We start from the raw sequence: 20,860 nt of genomic DNA, 5'->3' as shown, positions 1-20,860 counted from the left end.
CGAGGCGGCCCCTCGACGGCGCAACGTTTTCGCGCTTTGGGTGGTGCTCGCCTTCGCCGCCAACTCGTTGAAAAATCGGCCATCTTCGGCGGCGTTTTTTGCCGTCGGCGGAACGGCGCCGTGGGCACGACGAGTGCAACGCTCTCGTTCGATGACGCGCTTCCCTCTCGTGCTGCTCGCTGCCGTGGCGGGATGCAAGCCAGCGACGGCAGAGCCGAAGTCCAGCGCGCCCGTCGGGAGCGCTGTCGAAGAGTCCGGTACCGCCGTTCACGGTGTTCGGCGCCGCGCGCAAGTTGACGCGCCGGTCGTCGTCGACGGCAAGCTCATGGCGTTCCTCCGCTTTGGTGAGGTGCCGGCCACGCTCGCCCCGACGACGTCGCCGCTCGATGGCAAGCCCAAGGCTCGCTACTACCGGCTCGGCGAATACCTCGCCGCGCTCGGTGTCGACGTGGCCCGCGTCCGCGCCGTTCACGTCGGCGGCAACGGCCACCGCTTCGCGAGCATCGAAGGCACCGAACTTCGCCGCGAGCCGAACCGCTTCCTCTTCGACTTTCGTCTCGAGCGGACCGGCATTCCCCGCACCGGCTGGTGGACCAGCGGCCTAAAGAACACCTTCCGCGTCGACGAGATTCGCCAACTGCTCGTCTACGTCGATCGCGCCGTGCCGGCGCTCCATGCAAAGAGGAGCTGCTACGCGGGCGCCGACGATCGCACCTGCTCCGAGGCCATTCCCTACCTCGAGGGCACCCTCGAAAAGGGGACGCGCCTCTACCTGGATGGTCGCCTCGTGGGGCAAGTGAAGCGCCGCCGCATCGGCGCCGACGTCGCCTTCGAAACGTCGCAAGGTGGAGCGCGCTACGACCTCGGCAAGCTCCTTCAGAAACACGGCGTCGCGGTCGGCGCCGCGGCCTCCGTCGAGCTAACGGCCGGCGACGATCTCGTCGCCCGCGCGACCGGTGCGGAGGTGCTCTCGGCGCGGGTTAGCTTCGGGCTCCCGAACCACCAGCACGGTCGCATCGTCGTCGGGCTCCCCGCCGCTTTTCAGGCGCCTCACGGCAAACCCGAAGAGCGCGACGTCGACATCACCGCCGTCTCCGTCACCACCGCGCCCGCTCGCGCCACCACCCAGCGCGCCCTCGTCGCCGTGGAGGACGCGTCGTCCTTGGCGTCGGCGGACGACCTGCTCACGCTCGCCACCGCCGACTGACTCATCGCCACTTCACGCTCGCGAGGAACCTGCCATGTCGATGACCCGCACCGCCTTCTTCACCACGCTTCTCACGACGGGCCTCTTGGCCTCGGCGGCGGCGGCACAAAACAAGCCCGCCGTGCTGCTTCGCACGGCGACGTCGCTTGCCTACGAAGCGCCGAACGGGGCGGCCGCGGTGGCGAAGAACACGGGCGCCGGCGTCATGGATGCGAAGCCGACGTTTCGCAAGATCGTGAACCCTGACGGAAGCTTCAAGGTCCGCATCGGAACGATCTTCACGATCTCGTCGCCGACGGCGAACAACGACGGCAGCCACATGCAAGGGTCGATCTTCTTTTCGGACCTCACGGCCGACAAGGGGCTCGTGCACCTCGGCCGCGTTGACATGCCCATCTTGAATGGCGAGCGCGCCTTCATGCGGCCGCTGCTCGGACTAGGCCAGCAGCTCAACTTTGCCCTCGCCGTCTTCGCGACGGAAGACAACGGCGCGAACAACAACCCGCAGACGTCGGCCTTCGTCACGACCACGTTGGAGCAACCGGGCATGCCGGCGGGGGCCATGGTGCCCATCGTCAACAGCACCCGCGGCGGCGATCGGCTCACGAAGCCCACGAACCTCGTGTCGCTCACCGACCAAGCCAACAACGACCAGACCTTCGGGCCGCACAGCATCTGTCCGCTGGGGCTCGAAGGCACCGGCGAAGCCTTTCTCGTCGGCATGCAGCGCAACAACGCCAACGCGATGGTCATGAAGATCCTCGTGGAGGCGGCGCCCGGCGGCGCGAAGGTCACGGTCCCGTACTTCAAGCAGCTCGTGCAGGACGCCAAACACTGCCGCCCGCAGGTGACCTGCCCCTTGCCCGGTTCGTACGAGGCTTACATGACCACCGTCGAGGGCAACAACCAGCCCGCCGACGCCATCGCGCTCGTGAAGTTCGACGCGCGCACCGGCAACGTGATCCAGTCGAAGAACATCGTGGAGTCGGATCCGAACGGCACCAACACCGGCACGAAGATGCACGCCGTGCAGAACTCGGGGCTGATTCACTTGGGCGGCGGCCTCGGCGCCATGGGCTTTCAGAAGTCCGCCAACGCGAAGAACAACAACAACAACCAAGACGGTCACTCGGGCGGCGTGAACCTGTCGTCCCTCGTCACCGTTCGCCTCGCCGATCTGCAAGTGCTCGAGGCCGTCGACAACGTGGCGCCCTACCAGCGGCACGCCTTCAGCTTTCCGATGATCTTCGGTGCAGGCATGGGCAAGCCGGCCATCGGCGTCATGGGCGGGTCGTCGACGGGTATCGGCAAGGGCAAGCTCCAGATCGTGGAGGTCGACGCCGTCGGCAAGCCGAGCGTGAACCCGAACCTGCGGCTCGAGGTGTCGCTCTTTTCCGACGTGGCCAACCTGCCGGCGCGGGGAAAGCGAAACCCCAACAACCAAGGCGCGGGCTTCCTGAACGGCATCGGCGGCATCGAGAATCCCGGCTACGGCAAGCCGAACGGGTTCATCCCCGAAGCGCGCACGTTCTTCCTGACGACGCTCCCGGGCTTCGCCAAAGACCCGGGACAGTTTCCTGGCACCAACCGCGAGAGCCTTTGGATCTCGCTCGTTCCGGCGACGTGGGACGAGAAGATCGACGCCGTTCCCGGGCCCGTGACGGCCGACGTGAAGCCCGGGCCTTCTCCGAGCGCAGCCGCCTCTGGAGCCGCCGCGGCGCCCGGCACCCCGCCCGCGGCGAATTTGCAGGGCATTGCTGGCGCCGACCTGGGCGCCACGAACGACGGCTGCTCGTGTCGCACCACTGCCGCCAATGCCGCCGATGGGCGCGCCGGTCTCGTCGGGTTACTCTTCGCGGTGGCGACCGTCGCGCGTCGCCTCCGCCGTCGGGAGACCCAATCGTCATGATGGACCGCGTCTCGCGCTGCTACCTCGGAGGGCTCGGTGCCATCGTGCTCGTGGCGCATGCAGCCGCGTGTAGCGACGCGGCGAGCAACACGTTGAATCCCGGCGCCACCGCGCCGACCGGCACCGCGCCCGCCCCGACCGCCGCGCCGAGCGGCTCCACCTCGGCGCCTCAACCCTTCGGCGCGCCGCCGAGCAGCGGGCCGGGCAGCGCGTCGTCTTCCGCGCATCAGTTCTTCGTCGCGAAGGTCTACCCGGCGATCCAAACCACGTGTGGCGCGTGCCACGCGACCGGCACGGCGGGCGCGCCCATGTTCCTCCAGGGCACAGCCGACACCGCCTACCAGAGCCTCGACGCTCGCGGGATGATCGTGACCTCGAGCTCGCTCCTCTCAAAGGGCACTCACGCCGGCGGCGCGGCGCCGGCGCTCGCTCCCGCGCAGGCCGCCACGATTCAGGAGTGGCTCGCCCTCGAAGCCAAGGAGCGCGTGGGGCAGGCGGCGCCCGTGAACATCCTCGAGAAGGTCGGCTCTTGCTTCAGCCAAGGGCTCTTCGAAGCGATTCAGTGGGGCGCGCTGAAGACGGTCGCGCGCACGAACGAGAACCCCGACCAATGCACCGATTGCAACGACGCGCGCTGCGCGACGTGCCACACGGCCGGCGACAATGGCTTCTACATGGGGGTGGCCTCGGGTGTCGAACCGGACATCAAGACCTTTGAAGGAACCAAGAAGACGCCGTTCATCACGCGCTACATCGGCTTGAGCGGCACGCAGCCGGTGCCGTCGTATGGCGTGCGCATCAAGGCCCAAGCCGTGGCCGTCGGCCCCGACTACTCCCACCCCAAGTTCGTGCTCACGCCGGAGCGCGAGAACGCCATCAACGTCTTCGTGTCCGACGCCATCACCAAATACAACGGCAAGCTCTGCGGCAACTGAGCGGTCGTCATCGAGCCGTCGCTGGCCGCCGCCGCGTCGCCTCGCTTGGTGACGGCGTCGACGACGGCGACGCGAGGCCAAGGAAGGTCCGCATGTTCTCCACCTCTTCCTCCAAGGCGCGGCGAAAGGCCGGCCCCCGCGGCGCCGCACCGCTCACGAAGCCGAGGTCGACGTCGAGTTGGCCGCCTCCGGCGGAGAGGTTCGCCCAGCCCACGACGTCGTCGCGCCACAAGAGCGGCAACGCGTAGTAGCCGCGCACGCGCTTCTTCGCCGGCGTGTACGCCTCGAAGCGGTACGCCCATCCCCAAAACAGTTCGAAGCGGCGCCGATCCCAGACGACGGGATCGAAAGGCGCGAGCAGGTGCAGCGTCTCCGGCTCGCCGGCATCGAGGGGCTCCTCATCGGGCGGCCAGAGCCATTCGGTTCCATCGAGCGTGACCCGCGGCCACGTCGCCTTCGCCCGCGTCGCCGCGGCCTTGAGCGAGGCGGCGAGCTGCGGCGCGCCGTAGCGGAGCATGCTCGCGAGCTGGCCTAGGCTCCTCGCGGGGAGCGGTGCGTACTTCTTCGCCGCCAGCCAGAGGAGCGCGTTGGCTCGGTCTTCTGGCGCCGCGTCGCTCGTCTCGATGGGCGCGAGGTCGCGTGGAGCATAGACGCGCACGCCGGCTTCGCGGCGTACGACGCGCAGATGGCCGCGGTAGTGCAGCGCATCGAGCAAGTGCGTCGTCGCGTTCGAGGTGCCGCCCCAGTAGTTCTTGACCTTCGCGCTGCCGAAGCGCGCCTCCACGTCGCGCGGGTGCACTTCGGGCCGCGTGCGCGCGAATCGCAGGAGCGCCTTGGCTCGCTTCGCCGTGGCCGCGTCCCACGCGCGACGTGGCACCCGAGGGTGCATGAGCGCGAGGTGCTCGCGGGGCAAGTAGCCGTAGTTGACGAGGCAGTCTTCTTCGAGGCCGAGCTCTCCATAGGCCCGATCGAGGTCGAAAGCCCGATAGTTTACGACGCGCGGTCGCAACGTCAGATCTTGGGCGCGCGCCGGTGCGCGAATCGGATCAGCCTGCACGAAGCCAAGCCGTGCGACCGCCAGCCGCAGCGAGACCGGAGAAAACAAGCTGCGTGCGATGGCGTACCGCCTGAGGGCCTTTCGCGTGAGGTGCAAGGTCGCCCGATCGTAGGCCAGGTCGGCCCTCGGAGGGCGATGTTGAGGTAAGAAGAGGCATGGCGTCTGTGGTGCGGGGTCGCGGTCGTGCTCGGCGCTGGGCCGTCGCCTTGCTCGTCCTTCTGCTCGCGGGCGGCGTGGTCCTCGTCGCCGTGCTGCCGGCGCTCCTCAAGGCGCGGCTCGCCTCGGAGGCGAAGTCGCGCGGCATCGACCTTACCGTCGAAAGCGCCTCGGTCTCGTGGGCGGAGGTGAGCTTCTCGCGCCTCCACGGCACCGATCCATCGGCGCCCTCGGTGACCTTCGACGCCGACCGCGTGCGCGTGCGGCTCTCGGGCCTGACGCCGTCGGAGATCGTCTTGGAGAGGCCCATCGTGACGTTGGCAGATGGCGAGAAGTCCATCGCTGCCGCCCGCGCCATCGAGGCTCGCTTGAGGAGCCACGGTGGCGGGGCGTCCACGTCGGGCGCTCCCGGCGGTCAGGGAAAGGCTCCCACCGTGACGGTGAGTGATGGCAGCGTCGTTGTCGACAACGTCCCCGTGGGCGCGCTCGGTCTTGTCGCGCGCGGCTTGCGGGGCTCCCTCGACGGCGCCGGGGCCACGTTCTTCTTGGAGGGCGAGCTGGCCGTACTTCAGGGCGGCAAGCCCTTTCGCGGACCGTGGCAGCTTGCGTGGCGGCGCACACCGGAGGGCGATGAACAAGTCGTGAGACTCGCGCCCGGCGCGCCCGAGGCCGCGACGCTCAAGCGCGTGACGCGCGGCGCGAGCGCTCACATCGAGGTGCGCGTCAAGTCGCAGAAGGCGAGCGCCATGGGCCTCGTGGACCTCGCCGCGTTCCCCGGTGACGCGACGCTCGACGTTGACATCGCACACGACAAGGTCGGACTAAAGACGAGCGGCCGCGTCCACGTGGCCACCTCACGACTCAACCTCAAAGGTGCCGCGATGGCGGCGAAGGCGCAGCTCTCGTTTCGCTACGAAGGCGACGAGAAAGTGGCTCGCCTCGCCGATGGCACGTTCGCCTTTGGCCCGTTGCAAGGCACGGCCTCGGGCTCGGCCTCGTTTGGCGCGAGCCCCAAGGTGCATCTCGAGCTCGCCTCCGCGAAGACGCCCTGCCTGAACATGGTCCGCTCCGCGCGCGAAGACGCGCTGCCTGGCCTTGGCGCTGCGATGGCGGCCTTCGGGCTCGAGCGTGCCGTCGAGAAGGCCGTGACCGGCGACGTCTCCATCTCGGCCATCGTCGACCTCGACGTTGCGCGCCCTGACGAGGCCCGCGTCGTCTTCACGCCCATCGGCGGATGCAGCGTCGAGCTACCGTTTTTCCCTGCCCTGCGCGTCACGCCATGACTCACGGCTGACCCTCACGGCGCGGCGCGGCGGCGACGAAGGCTCATGGCCGCGAAGACCATGGCGAGGGCCGCGAGGGCCGGCGTACTGGCGCGCGAGCCTTGTCCGATGGCACACGCGTGGCAACCGGGTCGCTGCGCGACCTCGCTGCCGCCGCCGCCGCCGCACGCGCACGCAGCTTCTTCTTCCGCGGTCTTCACGGCCTTCATGCAGGTGAGCTGCGTGGGGGTGAGGCAAACCGTTCCGGTGCAAAACGGCGATTCGGTTCCGAACGCGACCGTGACGTTCGTCGTCTCGCCGGGCCTAATGAAGAGCGTCTGATTGGCGACGAGGGGTTGCTTGTCTTTGCCAACGGCGTGGCCGCGAATCACGTGCTCACCGGGGTTGACGGAGTAGGTCTTGCCAAGCGCCCCCGGCGCGATGGCTCGATTGTCGAACTCGATCGCGACGTCCGTTACGTCGCTCGGACTCAGGGTGAACGTGACGCGCGCCGCCATGTCGAGCAGCCGGCGTGCGAGCGCCCTCGTGCGCTCCGCCTCGGCCGGCGGCGCACCCGAAGACGCGAGGGCGCCGAGGACGTCGTGCGTCTTCTTCAGCGCCTCGATGACGTGCCCTTTCGATGCGAGCGCTTCCGCCTCGTCGAGCGACGCGGCGACCGAGCCCGCGTCTCCTTGTGCTCCCGCATCGGCCGGGGCGTGAGCCTGCGCGTGAAGGAGAGAGGTTACGCAAACGACTGCGCACGCCAGCGCCGCGCCCATCGCCGTCTTCCTCGCCGCGGCGCCATGCAGATTCATCAGCTGCGATGGTACGCCACGTCGCCGAGCTACCCGGCGCCCTCTTCGTCGGCATCACCGAAGATCGCCAGGTCGGCGCGGAGCGCTTCGCCCGCGTCCTCGAGGAGCCAATCGCAGCGCTTCTCAAGGCGCGCGAGGAAGGCGTGCAGGTCCTCGTCGACGATGGCGCCGGAAGGTGGAACGAACGTCACCACGCGCCAGACTCCATCCGGCGTCGGTTCGAACCAGACGCAGTCGGGCTGATCGCCGCGCTTGTCGGCGAACACGAGGGCCGTAGGTGGCACGATCGGACGTCCGTCGACAGCGCTCTTCTTCAGGGCCTCGCTGCGCTCGTGACCGCTCGAGCCTGGCATCATGTCCGATGCGGCCAAGAGATCGAAGAAGAGGAGCAAGCCTTTGGCGCCGTTCGTTCGTCGCAGGAGCCAGGCAAGCTCCGGCGGAAGCGCGAACCCGAGGTGCGCCTCCAACACCGAAAGCTCGGCCGGTGTTGCGCCCGGCGAGAGCGCGACTTCGTCAATCACGGCGAGCTCGGCGAGGGCGCGCGCCTTCGCGAGGAGGCGATCGAGCCTTTGATCGAGCTCGTGAAGAGGAGCCGGCACGGGCGAGCCATCAAATCAGCTTGCAGCGCTTTGCGGTAGGCTCGCGACGTGCCCGCGGTCCGCGAAATAGCCCCGAGCGACCTGCCCACGGTGCTCGCCATCAACAACGCGCACGCCGCCGAGCTGAGCCTCCTCGACGCGGCGCAGTTGGAACGGCTCGTCGCCGCTGCGGCGGCGCGCTTGGCCCTCGGACCGGAGGGCGCTCCCGACGCCTTCCTCATAGCCTTCGACGAACGAACGCCGCCTCAGGGACCGAACCATTCGTGGTTCTTGGCGCGCCACCTCCGCTTCCTCTACGTCGACCGCGTGTGCGTCGCCGCGCACGCGCAGAAGCGGGGTTTGGCGCGGGCGCTCTACGAGGCTCTGATGGAACACGGCCAAGCGGTCGGCGTGCCGCTCCTCTGTTGCGAAGTGAACGCCGAGCCGCCCAACCCGGCGTCCGACGCGTTCCATCTCGCCATGGGCTTTATGCCCGTTGGCGAGGCCTTCTTGCCGGACCGCGGCAAGACCGTTCGGTACTTCGAGCGACGCCTCTGAGACCGCCGATCGACGCGCATCGAGTCTCGGAGTAAGGGCCACCGATGGTCACGGCTCGCGCGCGCCACTTCGCTCTGATGCTCCTCTGTTCGCTCGCCTCATGCGGAGCCCAAGCGCCAAAGGCCGCGGCGCCGCCGCCTGCCGTGGCGACGCCGTCGCCCGCGATGTCCGAAGCGCCGCTCGTGCCGTACGAGCTCAAGGAGCCCGCTGATGTCGCGCGCGCCTTCCGTGAGCACTACACGAAATACGTGCAGATGATCCCTATGCGCGACGGAACGCGCCTCTACACGGCCATGTACGTTCCGAAGGATCAGGCTCGCAAGTACCCCATCATGCTGCTGCGGACGCCCTACGGCATCGCGCCTTATGGCGTCGACAACACCCCTTCCGACAAGAACCCTCGGTCCATCGAGGTGGCGGCGCCGTCGGCCGCCTTCGTCCGCGATGGCTTCATCTTCGTTCAGCAGGACGTTCGCGGTCGCATGATGTCGGAAGGCGCGTTCGCCGACGTACGGCCGCGCCGCGCAGGCGTCGGGCCCAAGGACATCGACGAGGCGACCGACGCCTGGGACACCATCGACTGGCTGATAAAGAACGCCCCCGCTAACAATGGCAAGGTCGGCGCGTGGGGCATTTCCTACCCGGGCTTCTATGCGGCGCAGGCCAGCATCGACGCCCATCCGGCGCTCAAGGCGGTGTCGCCGCAGGCGCCCGTCACCGAGTGGTTCATCGGCGATGACTTCCACAGAAACGGTGCCTTGTGCCTCGCCGACGCCATGGGCTTCTACGCGAACTTCGGCAAGGTGCGACCCAAGCCCACGGCGAAGTGGGCGTGGGACTTCGACACCGAGACCGGCGACATCTACGACTTCTACTTGCGGCTCGGTCCCGTCGCCAACGCGAACGCTCGCTACCTCGAAGGGAAGATTCCCTTTTGGAACGACATCGTGCAGCACGGCACCCGCGACGCCTTCTGGCAGGCTCGCGATCCGCGGCCGCACTACAAGGCCACCAAGCCGGCCGTGATGACCGTCGGCGGGTGGTTCGACGCGGAGAACCTTTGGGGGGCCCTCGAGACCTACCGCAGCATCGAGCGGCAGGGCCGCGGCGAGAACACGCTCGTCCTGGGGCCCCGGTTTCACGGCCGCTCGGCGCGCTCCGAAGGCGACCGCCTCGGCGATCTGACCTTCGGGGCGAAGACGTCGCTCACCTACCGCGAGCAGGTGGAGCTGCCGTTCTTCAAGCGGCACTTGAAGGGTGCGCGCGTGGCGCCGCAGGCCGAGGCGGTGGTCTTCGAGACGGGAACGAATCGATGGCAAGCCTTCCCCGCGTGGCCACCGGCCGGCGTTCGCGAAGCGACGCTCTTCTTTCACGGCAAGGGCGGCCTCGATGAGTCCTCGCCGCGGCTCGGCGAAGAAGGTCCGGGCGCCGATTCCTTCATGAGCGATCCCGGCAAGCCCGTGCCCTACCAAGCGGCGCCATCGTCGCGCATCGACCGTGAGCACATGGTCGCCGACCAGCGCTTCGCGTCGCGGAGGCCCGACGTCGTCGTGTACAAGAGCGGCGAACTCGAGAGCGATGTGACCATTGCCGGCCCCATCGAAGCCGATCTGTGGGTCACCACCACGGGGACCGACGCCGACTGGGTCGTGAAGGTCGTCGACGTGTTCCCGGAGAACGCGGAAGACCCTCAACCGAACCCCAAGGGCGTCCGCATGGGCGGCTACCAAGCGCTCGTTCGCGCCAACGTGATGCGCGGCAAGTTCCGAACGAGCTTCGAGAAGCCGGAGCCCTTCAAGCCCGGGGAGCCGACACGGGTGCGGTTCTCACTCCCCGACGTGCTTCACACGTTTCGCGCGGGCCACCGCATCATGGTGCACGTGCAAAGTACATGGTTCCCGCTCGTGGATCGGAACCCGCAGCGCTTCCTCGACATCTACCAGGCCAAGGACAGCGACTTTCAGACGGAGACCCACCGGGTCCTGCGCACGCCGGAGCGCGCGTCGTCGCTTCGCGTCAACGTCCTTCGGGGCCGCCTCCCTGCGAACACCGGCCCGGCGAACACGGGGCGCTGACTCGCACCTTTCCTCCGGAGCGAGCTGTGGGCTGGCCACGCCGCAGGGCAAATGAGGACACGCCCGGTGCGCTAGGCGATACGCTCGCGCTGTGAAGCTCGCTCGCGTCCGGATCCGTGCGCTCTCGCCGTTTGCCGACGTGACCGTCTCCTTCGTCGACGACGGCACGCCGCGTCCCCTCACCGTTCTCTTCGGCGGCGATCGCACCGGCAAGACCACCTTGCTCGCGACCATCGCATCGACGCGCCCCGGCTTCGCTGCGCCGCCGCCGCCGAGTCGGAAGTTCGGTGACGCGGCGCCGATGGTGATTTGCGACTACGTCCTTGGTGAGGAAGACGAGGAGCGGCCCCACCTGCTCCGCGTCAGCAGCCCGACGGCGGTTCTCGAAGGCGAGTCGCCCGACGAGACGGCCTTTCGTCGGAAGGAGCAGGCGCTCTTCGATCGGCGCGCGCAAGAGCAGGGGGGCTTCGCCTGCGTGATGATCTCCGGCGTTCGCTGGTTCTCAAGGACGCCGAACCTCCTGACGCAGCCAGAGCGGACGGTCGGTCGATTCGACGTGAGGGCGCCCCCCGTCGTCGAGGATGCTACGCGGGCCGACCTGACAAGGGAGACCAAGCAGGTCCTCTCGTACGCAGTCATTGGCGCGACGCTCGCCGCCGCAGAACGGCAGAAGGGCGCTACCCTCGACGCGAAAGGCGCGCACCTTATCGCGCTTCGAGAAGCCTTGGAGGAGACGCTCCTCGTGTTGCTCGAGCCCTTCGGTCGCCGCTTCGAAGGCGTGGCGCTCGACACGTTGGAGCCGATCTTCCGAGACGCGGAGGGACGCACCACCGGCTTCGAAGAGCTCCCCCGCGGCGCTCGCCACCTGGTGGCCATCGGCGCCTCGGTCCTCCGCGCCATCGGCGGAGCTGGCCCCGGCGCCCTCGGCAGGTCGCTCCGGGAGCGCGACTGCGTGGCGCTGGTCGATGACATCGAGGCGGGGCAGGACCAGGCCACGCTGCGAGCGCTCCCGGGCCTCTTGCGCCGGGCCATTCCCGGCGCCCAGTGGATTCTCAGCACCGCGTCGCCAGCCGTCACGAGCGCGTGCACGCGCGGCGAAACGGTGGCCTTGCGCCGCGCCGAGTCGCCCGGCGTCGACGTCGCCGACGACGACGAAGCGATGCTGCATTGAGGCCGGCGCGGGCCGCTCTCGAGGCACGGTGCATGCGTTCAGGCCACCAACAGAAGGGCGCCGCGGCCACCGAAAGGCCACGCCCTTGCGCATCCGAAGAAGGGCGACTACGGTCCGTTCCCCACTCGGAAGACGGCCTTGTGCCGTCGCGCCCGCTTCGGAATCAGGAGTACGTATGGCTCGCGTTACCGTTGAAGACTGCCTCGAGCGCGAAGAGAACCGCTTCGCGCTGGTCGTGCTTGCCTCCACGCGCTGCCGTCAGCTGATGAAGGGCTCGACCTCGCTCGTTCCGTCGAAGAACAAGGCCGCCGTTACGGCGCTTCGCGAGATCGCCGCCGGCAAGGTCCACTACGACCGCAACAGCCACGAAGTGGTCTCCGAGTGGATCGACCGCCAGAACAAGATCACGATCCTCTGACGTGACGCGCTCCGCCGGCCGTCGCGTGCTCGCGCAGCTGCGCGGCACCGTCCGCGATCTTGAGCTGCGCGCCGGCGCTTCAGCACACTACGAAGATCCGGCCTACTACGGCTCGACCTATAAAAACCGCGTCGCCGACGTCGCGTATTACGTCGACTTGGCGCGCGCCATCGGCGGACCGGTGCTCGAACTCGGCGTCGGCAACGGGCGCATCGCGCTCCCGCTGGCGCGTCACGGGCTCGACGTGGTGGGCATCGACGCGTCCGCGGCCATGCTGAAGGACCTTCAGCGCCGCCTCGCGAGCGAGCCGCCGCACGTCAAGGCGCGCATCACGCTTCGTCGCGGCGACATTCGAAAGAAGAAGCTCGCGCGCCAATTCCCCCTCGTCATCGCGGCCTTCAACACGGCGCTTCATCTCTTCACGCGCCGTGATCTGGAGGGCTTCTTCGCATGCGCCCGCGCGCACCTCCGGCCCGGCGGACGCTTCGTCGTGGATCTCTCGACGCCGCAACCGTACGACCTCGCCCGCGATCCCAACCAGTGGCACGGCTCGCCGCCGTTTCGCCATCCCTCCGCGGGCCGCGTCCGTTACCGCGAACGCTTCGACTACGACGCCGTTCGGCAGATCCTCTTCGTGACGATGGAGTTCACGCCGCACGACGGCGCCGAGCCTTGGAGCACGCCGCTGGCGCACCGGCAGTTCTTTCCCGCCGAGTTCGAAGCGCTCCTCCACTACAACGGCCTCGAGGCCATCGACGTGCACGGCGACTTCGCCGGTGGCCCGCTCACCGGTGAGAGCGACGTCATGATCTGGCACGCGAGGCGAAGGTGAGCGTTGCCGCGCGCCTCGCCGCCGTTAAAGAGCGCATGGCCCGCGCCGCGGAGGCCGCCGGACGGGATGCGGCGACAGTGCGGCTCGTGGCCATTTCGAAGCTTCACCCGGCGTCGAGCGTTCGCGAGGCTTACGTGGCGGGGCAGCGCGCCTTCGGCGAGAACTACGCGCAAGAGCTGAGGGAGAAGGCGAAAGCGCTAGCTGATCTCGCTGACATCGAGTGGCACTTCACCGGTCACCTGCAGACCAACAAAGTGAAGCTCGTGGCGCCGGTCGTGAGCACCGTCGAGACCGTCGACTCGACGCACTTGGCGCGAGAGCTCGCGCGCCGCGCGACGCTCGCGTCTCGGGCCATCGACGTCCTCGTCGAAGTGAGCGTCGCTGGCGAAGCGCAGAAGAGCGGCGTTGTGCCGGCCGACCTGGAGGGCGTGCTCGCGGCCGTCGAGCGCGAACCCAGCCTGCGCCTGCGCGGTCTCATGACCATGCCGCCCTTCGGCGATCCCGAGACGAGCCGCGGCGTCTTCGACACGCTTCGTTCGATTCGCAACCTTCACGGCGGTCCCGCGCGCTTGCCCGAGCTGTCGATGGGCATGTCGAGCGACCTCGAAGTGGCGATCGCCTCTGGCGCCACCTTGGTGCGCGTCGGCACGGCCATCTTCGGCGAGCGGGCGTAGCGTCGTCGACGCAAGCCAAAGCGCGCCCCGCGTCCCGCCGCTACCTGCGGAATCGGTCGGAGAAACGCGCGAGGCGCTCCGCGAGCTTTCCCCGCGTTGAGGCCGGTGGCGGCGGCGGCGCCAAAGACGAACGCTCGAGGTCGCCGAGGAGGCGCAGCGCGGCCGGATCGTCGGCGTCGGCGGCGAGAAGGCGATCGATCACGAGGCGCGCGTCGTTAGGTTGCCTCGCCGCCACGAGCGCCTGCCCCAGCACCAGGAGCGTTTGTCGCGACTCGCCGGCCAATTCGAGGGCGCGCTCCGCGTGCGCCACGGCGTCGACCGGTCGATCGACCTCGGCGGCGAGCGTAGCCAGCTCGAGATGCGCTTCGACGCAGCCGGGCGCTCGTTCGAGCGTCTCTTCGAAGGCCTGGTACGCCTCCGTAGAAAGGCCGAGCCGCCGCTCCGCGATGCCGACCGCGAGCTTCGCCGTCCACACCCCGTGTTCGAGGGCGAGCGCCCGCGCTCGGCCCGCGATGAGCTCAAGCTCGGCGCGCTCCGCCGAGAGTGCCTTCGTGATGGTCTCGTCGATCTCGCGGGCCGCCGCAGGTGCCTCCACGTGAAAGAGGCCGCGCGCGGCTTCCGCTGCCAGCGCCGTGTCGGCTGCCAGGCGCTCGACCTGTTGGAAGCGACGCAGGGCCTCTTCCTTGGGGCCCGTCTGCGAAAGCGCATGCGCGGTGGCGAGGAGAGCCCAGACGTCGTTGGGCGCATGCGACAGGAGCAGGTTGCCGATCTTCACGATTCGCGCCGCCCGCGCCAAGCCTTCGGGCTCGAAGGCCAACGCTAGCACCACGGCTCGTCGCAACACCTCGGGATGGGCAGCGTCCGTTGTGAGCGCGCGATCGACGAGCGACGCGGCACCGGTCTCGTCGCGCTCCCGGAGCGCGAGCGCCGCCAGGTTGAGGAAGGCCGGCGGGAAGAGCGGCGAGAAGGACAACGCCTCGAGCCACGCGTGGCGCGCGCCGATCGCGTCGCCGCTCTCGACCTGGAGCGTGCCGTATTCCGTGAGCAAGATCGGATCGCGGCCCGCTTTCGTGAAGCCTTCGGCGATGGCGGCGTTCGCCGCGGGGAAGTCGCCGCGCGTGCGGCGCGCCTCAGAAACGAGCGCGTGCAACCGGCTGCGCCCCGGCGACTGCGCGAGCGCCGACAAGGCGGCGACCTCGGCCTCCACCGTGGACCCGAGGCGCAGCTCTAGCGCCGCGCGGGCCTCCAAGAGATCGATGTTCGCCGGCGCGTCGGCCGACGCGCGCGCGAGGGCACGATGGCCGGCTTCGGCGAGGCGCCGATCGCCCAGCATCGCGGCCTCGAGGGCCAAGTGCGAGAGGCGGCTCGCGGCGTAGCGCGAGCGCGGAGCCTCTTCGACGGCGCGGCCCAGGTGAATGAGCGCCGCCATGCGGTCGTGCGGCTCTCCGCGCACCGGATCGTAGATCGCGGCCCGCTCGGCGTAGAGGATGCTCTCGAGGGCCTCCCATTCCAGCTCACCCACGCGCGAGGCGAGGTCGAGCTCGCCGCCCATCTCGCGGAACACGCGGTCGCAGGTCTCGGCCACAGCGCGGCCAGCCTGCGCCGAGAGCACCGTTGTCTCGCCGCTCGCGAGAACCTTCCCGGAGCTCGGGTCGAAGGCTACGAGCTCCAAGAGTCCCGACCCCCCTTCCGGCGGCTCGAAGTTGCCCGAGATCACGACCTCGACGCCGCGCGGTGCATCGCCTCTCTTTTCGAGCTCGCTCCACGCCGCGGGGTTCATGGCCGCTTCAGCAGCCGTTGGCTTCTCACTCGGCGCCTGCGGCCTCGACAGGAGCTGCGCGAGCGCCACGTTGTCTCCCTCGAGGCGGCCGAAGTGATGAACGAGCGCCGCGAGCCCGAGCCCGAGCCCGCGTCCGTCTTCGGGAACGCCAAAGGGAACGACGACGAAGCGCGGCCCCGCGGGAGCTGCGTCGGTGAGCGCCGTCACCGGCGCCTCGCGCAGCGAGACGCCCGCATGCGGACGTTGATGGAACATCGAGGTCGGTGCACTATTGGCTCACGCTGGCGCTCGGGTTGAACTCGATGCGGACGCGCACCGTGGCCGTGCCCCCCGGCGGCGCGGGAAACTTTAGCCGACCCACCACGTCGCTCGCGCAGCGGAGCAGCTCCTGGTTCCCGTCGTAGGGTTCGATGTTCTGGCGCGCCGCGCGCCCATTCTCGTCGAGATCGATGATGAAGTTGCCCCAGCCGGAGCGTGGCCGCACGGCGCGGCGCTCGCGCTCATCGCACGCGTGCAGCTCGGCGCGGCCCGTCTCGACGGTGACGGCCACGGCCGCCGCGTAGTCGTCGTGTTGGCCCGGTACCGCCCGCACGATGCCGCCGCGAGGGGCGAACACCGCGGGAATGATGATGGTCGCGTTGCCGTCCGCTGGCGGATCAAACCGCAAACGCGCGGCCGTCTGCAACATGCAAGCAATGGCTTCGCGAGACAGGTCGCAGGCGCCATGGCTCTCGGTGCGAACGACCTTTCCGTCGGCGCCGACGCGAACCACGACGGCGACGTGCCCGCTCTGCGTCTGGTCGTGGCGCAACGCGCGGCGGTGACACGCCCGGAAGGGTTGCAACGTGTCGCGGATCGCCTTCTCGGCCGGCGACGGCGCGTTCATCGGATCGGCGGAGCTGCGCCCGAGGTTGATTTCGCCCTCCGGCGGCGGGGCCGCGTCGCCGAAGAAAGACGGACCCGCGTCGACGGCTTGCGTCGACGTCGGCGCGGCCACCACACCCTTCGGGGCTGACCACGGCGGCACCGGCGGAATCCAGCCCTGCGTCATGCCGCCTTGCGGCGGACACGTGGCGAAACGGTCGACGTTGTCGGCGTGAATCTCGAACTGGGGGATCTCCACGTCGACGTGGCGCGCGCTGCGAACGAACGGTGGTTGCGAAGGTGCACCGCCGGCGGCGCACGCGCTCGCCCCCAAGGCCACCGCGCCAACACCGATCGCGCCGACAACCCCGGTGCCGACAACCCCCGTGCCGACAAACCCCGTGCCGACAAACCGTGCCGAGCCCGCCAAGAGCCACGCTGCGGCGCGCGACGCGCACCAGGACAGACGGCCCCGCCGCGCGGCCCGCGCGCGAGGTCGTGCCGACGAGCTCCGACGATCTGCCATAGACCGTTCACTATACGGCGCTCCCGCGCCCTTTGGAGCGGTGCCGATCGGGAATTCGCACACCTTTTCGTTGCCGCCGCCGGAGCTCGCCGCCAAGCTCGCTTCGTGAAGGCGCGCTCCAAATCGGACCTCGGCGGCGAGACCTTGTTCTCGGCCGCCCGCCGCGTCGCCGGGGCGGGCAGCGATGCGGCCGCTCCGCTGGCCGAGCGAATGCGGCCCGACGCGCTCGAGGATGTTTTGGGGCAGGCCCACCTCGTGGCACCGGGGAAGCTGCTGGCGCGCGCCCTCGAGCGCGACCGCATCCCCTCGATGATCCTCTGGGGACCGCCGGGCGTCGGCAAGACGACCCTCGGTCGCGTCATCGCGAACCGCACGCGCGCGCACTTTGTTCCCTTCAGCGCGGTCCTCGGCAGCGTGGCTGACGTGCGCGAGATCGTCCGCGCGGCGAAGGAGTCGCTCGACTTTCGCGGCGAGCGGACGCTCGTCTTCGTCGACGAGATCCACCGCTTCAACAAGTCGCAGCAGGATGCGTTTCTGCCCCACGTCGAAGCCGGGACCATCACGCTCGTGGGGGCCACGACGGAGAACCCCTCGTTCGCGGTGAACGCGGCGCTCTTGTCGCGCTGCAAGGTTTTCCGCCTCGAAGCGCTCTCGGAGACCGAGGTCGTGGCCCTCCTTCGCCGCGCCCTGTCCGATGGAACGCACGGCCTCGGAGCCCTGGCCCTCGAAGCCGACGACGACGCTTTGGTGGCGCTCGCGCGCCTCTCACGAGGCGACGCCCGCCGCGCGCTTACCTCGCTCGAGGTCGCGGCCGAACACGCGACGAGCCTCGGCGCCCCGCGACTCACGCTCGACCTTGTGGCCGGCGACCGAGAGCACGAGCCGCTCCTCTACGACAAGAGCGGCGAGGAGCACTACAACGTCGTCAGCGCGTTCATCAAATCGATGCGCGGCTCCGATCCCGACGCCGCGATCTACTGGATGATGCGCATGCTCGAGGCGGGAGACGATCCGCTCTTCGTGCTTCGTCGCATGATCATCTTTGCCAGCGAAGACGTCGGCAACGCGGATCCGCGCGCGCTCCTCGTGGCGATGACGGCCGATCAGGCGTTTCGCCGCCTGGGCATGCCGGAGGGACTCTACCCCTTGGCCCAAGCGGTGACCTATTTGGCTTCGGCGCCCAAGTCCAACGCTGCCAACCTGGCTTGGCATCGCGCCAAGGCGCTCATCGCCGAGCACGGCGCCTTGCCGGTACCCAAGAAGCTCCGCAACGCGGCGACGAAGCTCATGAAAGACGACGGCTACGGCGCCGGTTACGCCTACGCGCACGACTACGAAGGCGGCGTCGTTCCAGGGGAGACGTACCTCCCCGAGGCGCTCGTGGGCGAGGTGCTCTACGAGCCGACGGAGCGCGGCGAGGAAGGCCGCATCAAGGCGCGCCTCGAAGCCCTGCGCGGCAAGCGATGACGCAGCAATGCTGCGTTGCACAAAACACCTGACACGACCGAAAAGCGGTGCTACGTGAAGGGTAATGCTGCGGTGCAGCATGAACTGGAGAGCGCAGCATGACGACCCACGTGGCCCTCAAGAGCACCGGCTTCTACGTGCCCGAGATCGAGATCACCAACGCGAAGCTCCATGAGCGTTTCGCGGCGGACAACCCCGACTTCGTGCCCAAGATGGAGGCGTCGACGGGCATCAAGACGCGCTTCTACGCGCCGCCGTCGTGGGCCACGAGCGACCTCTGCGTGCGCGCCGCAAAACAGGCGATGACGCGCGCCGGCATCGGTCCCGACGACGTCGACATGATCCTCGTCGGCACCGACTCGCCCGACTACATCACGCCGGCCACGTCGGTCGTGGTTCAGGACAAGCTCGGTGCGCGTCGCGCCGGCACCTTCGATGTCGGATGCGCCTGTGCTTCGTTCCCCACGGCCATGGGCACCGCCGCCGGCCTCATGACGCAGAACCCGTGGATGAAGAACGTCCTCGTGATCGGCGCCTACATGATGCACAAGCTGGCCGACGAGAACGACACGGCCATCTTCTTCTACGGCGACGGCGCCGGCGCGGCGGTCCTTCAGCCGTCGGCGAAGCCGGGCCTCATGCAGTCGGCCTACCGCGCCGACGGCTCCTTCGCCAAGATGTGGGGCATCATGAGCGGCGGCACCGCCGAGCCGGCGAGCGCTGCAGGGCTCATGTCGGGCCGCACGCAGGTGCGCATGACGGAGAAGTACCCGCCGGAGGTCAACGACGAGGGCTGGCCCGCCGTCGCCCGGATGCTCGCCGAGCGCAACGGCTTCGCGCTCCGCGACGTGGATCACTTCATCTTCACGCAGGTCCGAAAGCGCACCATCGAGAAGGTCATGCAGCGGCTCGAGGTCCCCGTGGAGAAGGCGCACATGATCATGGGCAAGTGGGGCTACACCGGCTCGGCCTGCATTCCCATGGCGCTCCACGACGCGATCGTGAGCGGCAAGGCCAAGGCGGGCCAGCTCGTGGTGCTCGTGGGCTCCGGCGTCGGCTACAACCAGGCCGGCATCGCGCTTCGGCTCACCGACGAGCTCGTCACGAAGGCGTGACGTTCGTCGCGCCGGTCGGCTAACCTCCGGCGCGTGTTTTCCCGAGCGACAGGCGTCGGCCACCGCAAGGAGATCGCGACCGAGCTGCTCTTCGCTCGCGATCGCGTCGACTTCGTCGAGGTCGTCGCCGAGAGCTGCTTCGCGCAGCGCGACACGCGTCGCGAGGCGGCGGCCCTCGCCTCGGTGTGGCCCGTCGTGCCGCACGGCGTGAAGCTCTCTCTGGGCAGCGCCGACGGCATCGACGAGGTGCGGCTCGAGCGCCTCGCGGCACTGTGCCGCGAGCTTCGCGCGCCGCTCGTGTCGGAGCACGTGGCGTTCACGCGCGGCGGTCGTCACGAGATCGGTCACCTCACCGAGTTGCCGCGCACCCGCGCGGCGCTCGAGGTCCTCGCGGCCAACGTGGCCAAAGCGCGGCGCGTCCTGCCTGACATTCCGCTCCTGCTCGAGAACGTGGCCTTCACGTTTCCGTCGCCGGACCACGAGATGGACGAGCCGACGTTCTACCAAGAGGTGGTCCGTCGGACCGGCTGCCACCTCTTGCTGGACGTCGGAAACCTCTACGCCAACGCCGTGAACTCCGGCCATGATCCGCTGGCGACGCTCCGCGCGTTTCCTCTCGAGCAGGTTGCGATGCTCCACGTCGCCGGCGGCGTCTGGGAAGACGGCTTCTACTTCGACACCCACGCCCACGCCGTCCCCGACGCCGTGTATCGACTCATCGACGCCGTGCTCAAGGTGTCGCCGGACGTTCCCATCCTCCTGGAGCGGGACGCTGGCTTCGAGTCCTTCGTTGAGATCGCCGGGGAGCTCTCGCGGCTCCGCAACATGAGGCCGGACAAGCGGGGTGCGGTAGGAGCGACGCCTCGCGCGGCTGAGCCGCCGGCCTCGGTGCCGGTCGACGGCGCCGCGCGGCGTCGCTTGGTGGAGCGTCAGGCGGCGGTGGCGGCCCTGCTCGTCGGCAAGACGCCCGATTGGAACACGCCCCTCGCGGAGGCCATCGGCGCGGCCGCGATCGCGCGCGCGCGCGGCGTCCTTGAGCGCAAGCGCGTCGACGATGCGCTGCCCTTGCTCGGCCGTTTGGGTGCGCGCATCGGTGAGCTTCGGGCCCTCGCAGAACGTGTCACGCACGAGACTGAGCGAGCTCGCCGTGGCGCTGGCCCCAAAGACGCCCGCGCCATCGCCCGCGCGGCGCTGGCCATCGAGGCGCTCGCCGATGACGCGGCCTTCGACGCGCTGCTCCTCGAGGCGCGCTTCGCCTTCGACGGCGACGGCTCGACGCCCCGGAGAGGGCCCTTCGTGGGGAGCGTCACGCGCCCCGATGGCTCGCGACTGCGCGCCTACAAGGGCATCGGCGCTTTCGCCCCAGTGCGCCTTTGGGAGTCAGGCTCCCGCGCCGCACCCGTCAAGCCGGTCCCCGCTCCGTCGTTCGTCGCGCCGCCGCCCTGAGCTCCAGAAAGACCC

18 protein-coding genes are annotated in these 20,860 nt (G+C 69.1%); 13 read left to right on the top strand and 5 right to left on the bottom strand.

Features of this window, described 5'->3' with window-relative positions; genetic code table 11:
* Nucleotides 1-151: 151 nt before the first annotated feature.
* Genes IPG50_21495 through IPG50_21485 form a run of 3 tightly spaced genes read left to right on the top strand, consistent with a single transcriptional unit; the run spans nucleotide 152 to nucleotide 4,051 of the window.
* A complete protein-coding gene (locus IPG50_21495) occupies nucleotides 152-1,207 on the top strand; it encodes a hypothetical protein (protein MBK6694759.1) in 1,056 nt (351 codons plus the stop codon).
* Between the two features lie 34 nt (nucleotides 1,208-1,241).
* Nucleotides 1,242-3,116, top strand: coding sequence for a hypothetical protein (locus tag IPG50_21490; protein ID MBK6694758.1), 1,875 nt, complete (start codon nucleotides 1,242-1,244; stop codon nucleotides 3,114-3,116).
* Nucleotides 3,113-4,051, top strand: coding sequence for a hypothetical protein (locus tag IPG50_21485; protein MBK6694757.1), 939 nt, complete (start codon nucleotides 3,113-3,115; stop codon nucleotides 4,049-4,051). The genes IPG50_21490 and IPG50_21485 overlap by 4 nt, the downstream gene beginning before the upstream one ends.
* Nucleotides 4,052-4,058: 7 nt before the next feature.
* Here IPG50_21485 and IPG50_21480 read toward each other — a convergent pair whose 3' ends face one another.
* Nucleotides 4,059-5,204: a YcaQ family DNA glycosylase gene (locus tag IPG50_21480; protein MBK6694756.1), complete on the bottom strand. Its 1,146-nt coding sequence runs from the start codon at nucleotides 5,202-5,204 to the stop codon at nucleotides 4,059-4,061.
* A 59-nt stretch (nucleotides 5,205-5,263) separates the two neighbouring features.
* Between IPG50_21480 and IPG50_21475 the strand changes: the two genes are divergently transcribed.
* Nucleotides 5,264-6,547 (top strand): hypothetical protein, encoded by a 1,284-nt coding sequence (locus tag IPG50_21475; protein ID MBK6694755.1) that lies wholly within the window; start codon nucleotides 5,264-5,266, stop codon nucleotides 6,545-6,547.
* A gap of 14 nt (nucleotides 6,548-6,561) precedes the next feature.
* Here the strand turns inward: IPG50_21475 and IPG50_21470 are convergent, their stop codons facing one another.
* Both IPG50_21470 and IPG50_21465 read right to left on the bottom strand, forming a co-directional pair.
* A complete protein-coding gene (locus tag IPG50_21470) occupies nucleotides 6,562-7,341 on the bottom strand; it encodes a hypothetical protein (protein MBK6694754.1) in 780 nt (259 codons plus the stop codon).
* 29 nt (nucleotides 7,342-7,370) lie between these two features.
* Complete coding sequence (locus tag IPG50_21465) at nucleotides 7,371-7,940, bottom strand: SMI1/KNR4 family protein (protein ID MBK6694753.1); 570 nt, start codon at nucleotides 7,938-7,940, stop codon at nucleotides 7,371-7,373.
* A gap of 48 nt (nucleotides 7,941-7,988) precedes the next feature.
* Between IPG50_21465 and IPG50_21460 the strand changes: the two genes are divergently transcribed.
* The 6 genes from IPG50_21460 (at nucleotide 7,989) to IPG50_21435 (ending at nucleotide 13,647) form a co-directional block, all read left to right on the top strand.
* The gene (locus tag IPG50_21460) at nucleotides 7,989-8,477 is read left to right on the top strand and encodes a GNAT family N-acetyltransferase (protein MBK6694752.1); all 489 of its coding nucleotides are present in this window, start codon (nucleotides 7,989-7,991) and stop codon (nucleotides 8,475-8,477) included.
* Between the two features lie 44 nt (nucleotides 8,478-8,521).
* Nucleotides 8,522-10,552 (top strand): CocE/NonD family hydrolase, encoded by a 2,031-nt coding sequence (locus IPG50_21455; protein ID MBK6694751.1) that lies wholly within the window; start codon nucleotides 8,522-8,524, stop codon nucleotides 10,550-10,552.
* 91 nt (nucleotides 10,553-10,643) lie between these two features.
* Entirely contained in the window at nucleotides 10,644-11,723 is a 1,080-nt protein-coding gene (locus IPG50_21450) for a hypothetical protein (protein ID MBK6694750.1), read from the top strand.
* A 175-nt stretch (nucleotides 11,724-11,898) separates the two neighbouring features.
* Entirely contained in the window at nucleotides 11,899-12,141 is a 243-nt protein-coding gene (locus IPG50_21445; GenBank protein ID MBK6694749.1) for a DNA-directed RNA polymerase subunit omega, read from the top strand.
* A 37-nt stretch (nucleotides 12,142-12,178) separates the two neighbouring features.
* Entirely contained in the window at nucleotides 12,179-12,973 is a 795-nt protein-coding gene (locus IPG50_21440; protein MBK6694748.1) for a class I SAM-dependent methyltransferase, read from the top strand.
* Nucleotides 12,970-13,647 carry a YggS family pyridoxal phosphate-dependent enzyme gene (locus IPG50_21435; protein ID MBK6694747.1) on the top strand — a complete coding sequence of 226 codons (678 nt, stop codon included), beginning with the start codon at nucleotides 12,970-12,972 and terminating at the stop codon, nucleotides 13,645-13,647. Before IPG50_21440 ends, IPG50_21435 begins: the two co-directional genes overlap by 4 nt.
* A 40-nt stretch (nucleotides 13,648-13,687) precedes the next feature.
* On the opposite strand, the gene IPG50_21430 is transcribed toward IPG50_21435, so the two are convergent.
* Together IPG50_21430 and IPG50_21425 are read right to left on the bottom strand one after the other, a co-directional pair.
* Nucleotides 13,688-15,682, bottom strand: coding sequence for a hypothetical protein (locus tag IPG50_21430; protein ID MBK6694746.1), 1,995 nt, complete (start codon nucleotides 15,680-15,682; stop codon nucleotides 13,688-13,690).
* 13 nt (nucleotides 15,683-15,695) lie between these two features.
* Nucleotides 15,696-16,631 (bottom strand): hypothetical protein, encoded by a 936-nt coding sequence (locus tag IPG50_21425; GenBank protein MBK6694745.1) that lies wholly within the window; start codon nucleotides 16,629-16,631, stop codon nucleotides 15,696-15,698.
* Between the two features lie 396 nt (nucleotides 16,632-17,027).
* On the opposite strand from IPG50_21425, the gene IPG50_21420 reads away from it, so the two are divergent.
* The 3 genes from IPG50_21420 (at nucleotide 17,028) to IPG50_21410 (ending at nucleotide 20,845) form a co-directional block, all read left to right on the top strand.
* Nucleotides 17,028-18,284 carry a replication-associated recombination protein A gene (locus IPG50_21420; GenBank protein ID MBK6694744.1) on the top strand — a complete coding sequence of 419 codons (1,257 nt, stop codon included), beginning with the start codon at nucleotides 17,028-17,030 and terminating at the stop codon, nucleotides 18,282-18,284.
* Between the two features lie 98 nt (nucleotides 18,285-18,382).
* Complete coding sequence (locus IPG50_21415) at nucleotides 18,383-19,399, top strand: ketoacyl-ACP synthase III (protein MBK6694743.1); 1,017 nt, start codon at nucleotides 18,383-18,385, stop codon at nucleotides 19,397-19,399.
* 33 nt (nucleotides 19,400-19,432) lie between these two features.
* A complete protein-coding gene (locus tag IPG50_21410) occupies nucleotides 19,433-20,845 on the top strand; it encodes a DUF692 domain-containing protein (protein MBK6694742.1) in 1,413 nt (470 codons plus the stop codon).
* Nucleotides 20,846-20,860 lie beyond the last annotated feature (15 nt).

The sequence above is a fragment of the Myxococcales bacterium genome (assembly GCA_016703425.1).
Classification (GTDB): domain Bacteria; phylum Myxococcota_A; class Polyangia; order Polyangiales; family Polyangiaceae; genus JADJCA01.
Note: the sequence above shows the minus strand (reverse complement) of the source record. Positions and strands in the feature narration are given on the sequence as shown.

Excerpts from the sequence above, each read along its gene's own strand:
- IPG50_21495 (MBK6694759.1), top strand. The coding sequence starts at position 152 with ATGACGCGCTTCCCTCTCGTGCTGCTCGCTGCCGTGGCGGGATGCAAG.
- IPG50_21490 (MBK6694758.1), top strand. The coding sequence starts at position 1,242 with ATGTCGATGACCCGCACCGCCTTCTTCACCACGCTTCTCACGACGGGC.
- IPG50_21485 (MBK6694757.1), top strand. The coding sequence starts at position 3,113 with ATGATGGACCGCGTCTCGCGCTGCTACCTCGGAGGGCTCGGTGCCATC.
- IPG50_21475 (MBK6694755.1), top strand. The coding sequence starts at position 5,264 with ATGGCGTCTGTGGTGCGGGGTCGCGGTCGTGCTCGGCGCTGGGCCGTC.
- IPG50_21470 (MBK6694754.1), bottom strand. The coding sequence starts at position 7,341 with ATGAATCTGCATGGCGCCGCGGCGAGGAAGACGGCGATGGGCGCGGCG.
- IPG50_21455 (MBK6694751.1), top strand. The coding sequence starts at position 8,522 with ATGGTCACGGCTCGCGCGCGCCACTTCGCTCTGATGCTCCTCTGTTCG.
- IPG50_21445 (MBK6694749.1), top strand. The coding sequence starts at position 11,899 with ATGGCTCGCGTTACCGTTGAAGACTGCCTCGAGCGCGAAGAGAACCGC.
- IPG50_21430 (MBK6694746.1), bottom strand. The coding sequence starts at position 15,682 with ATGTTCCATCAACGTCCGCATGCGGGCGTCTCGCTGCGCGAGGCGCCG.
- IPG50_21420 (MBK6694744.1), top strand. The coding sequence starts at position 17,028 with ATGCGGCCCGACGCGCTCGAGGATGTTTTGGGGCAGGCCCACCTCGTG.
- IPG50_21415 (MBK6694743.1), top strand. The coding sequence starts at position 18,383 with ATGACGACCCACGTGGCCCTCAAGAGCACCGGCTTCTACGTGCCCGAG.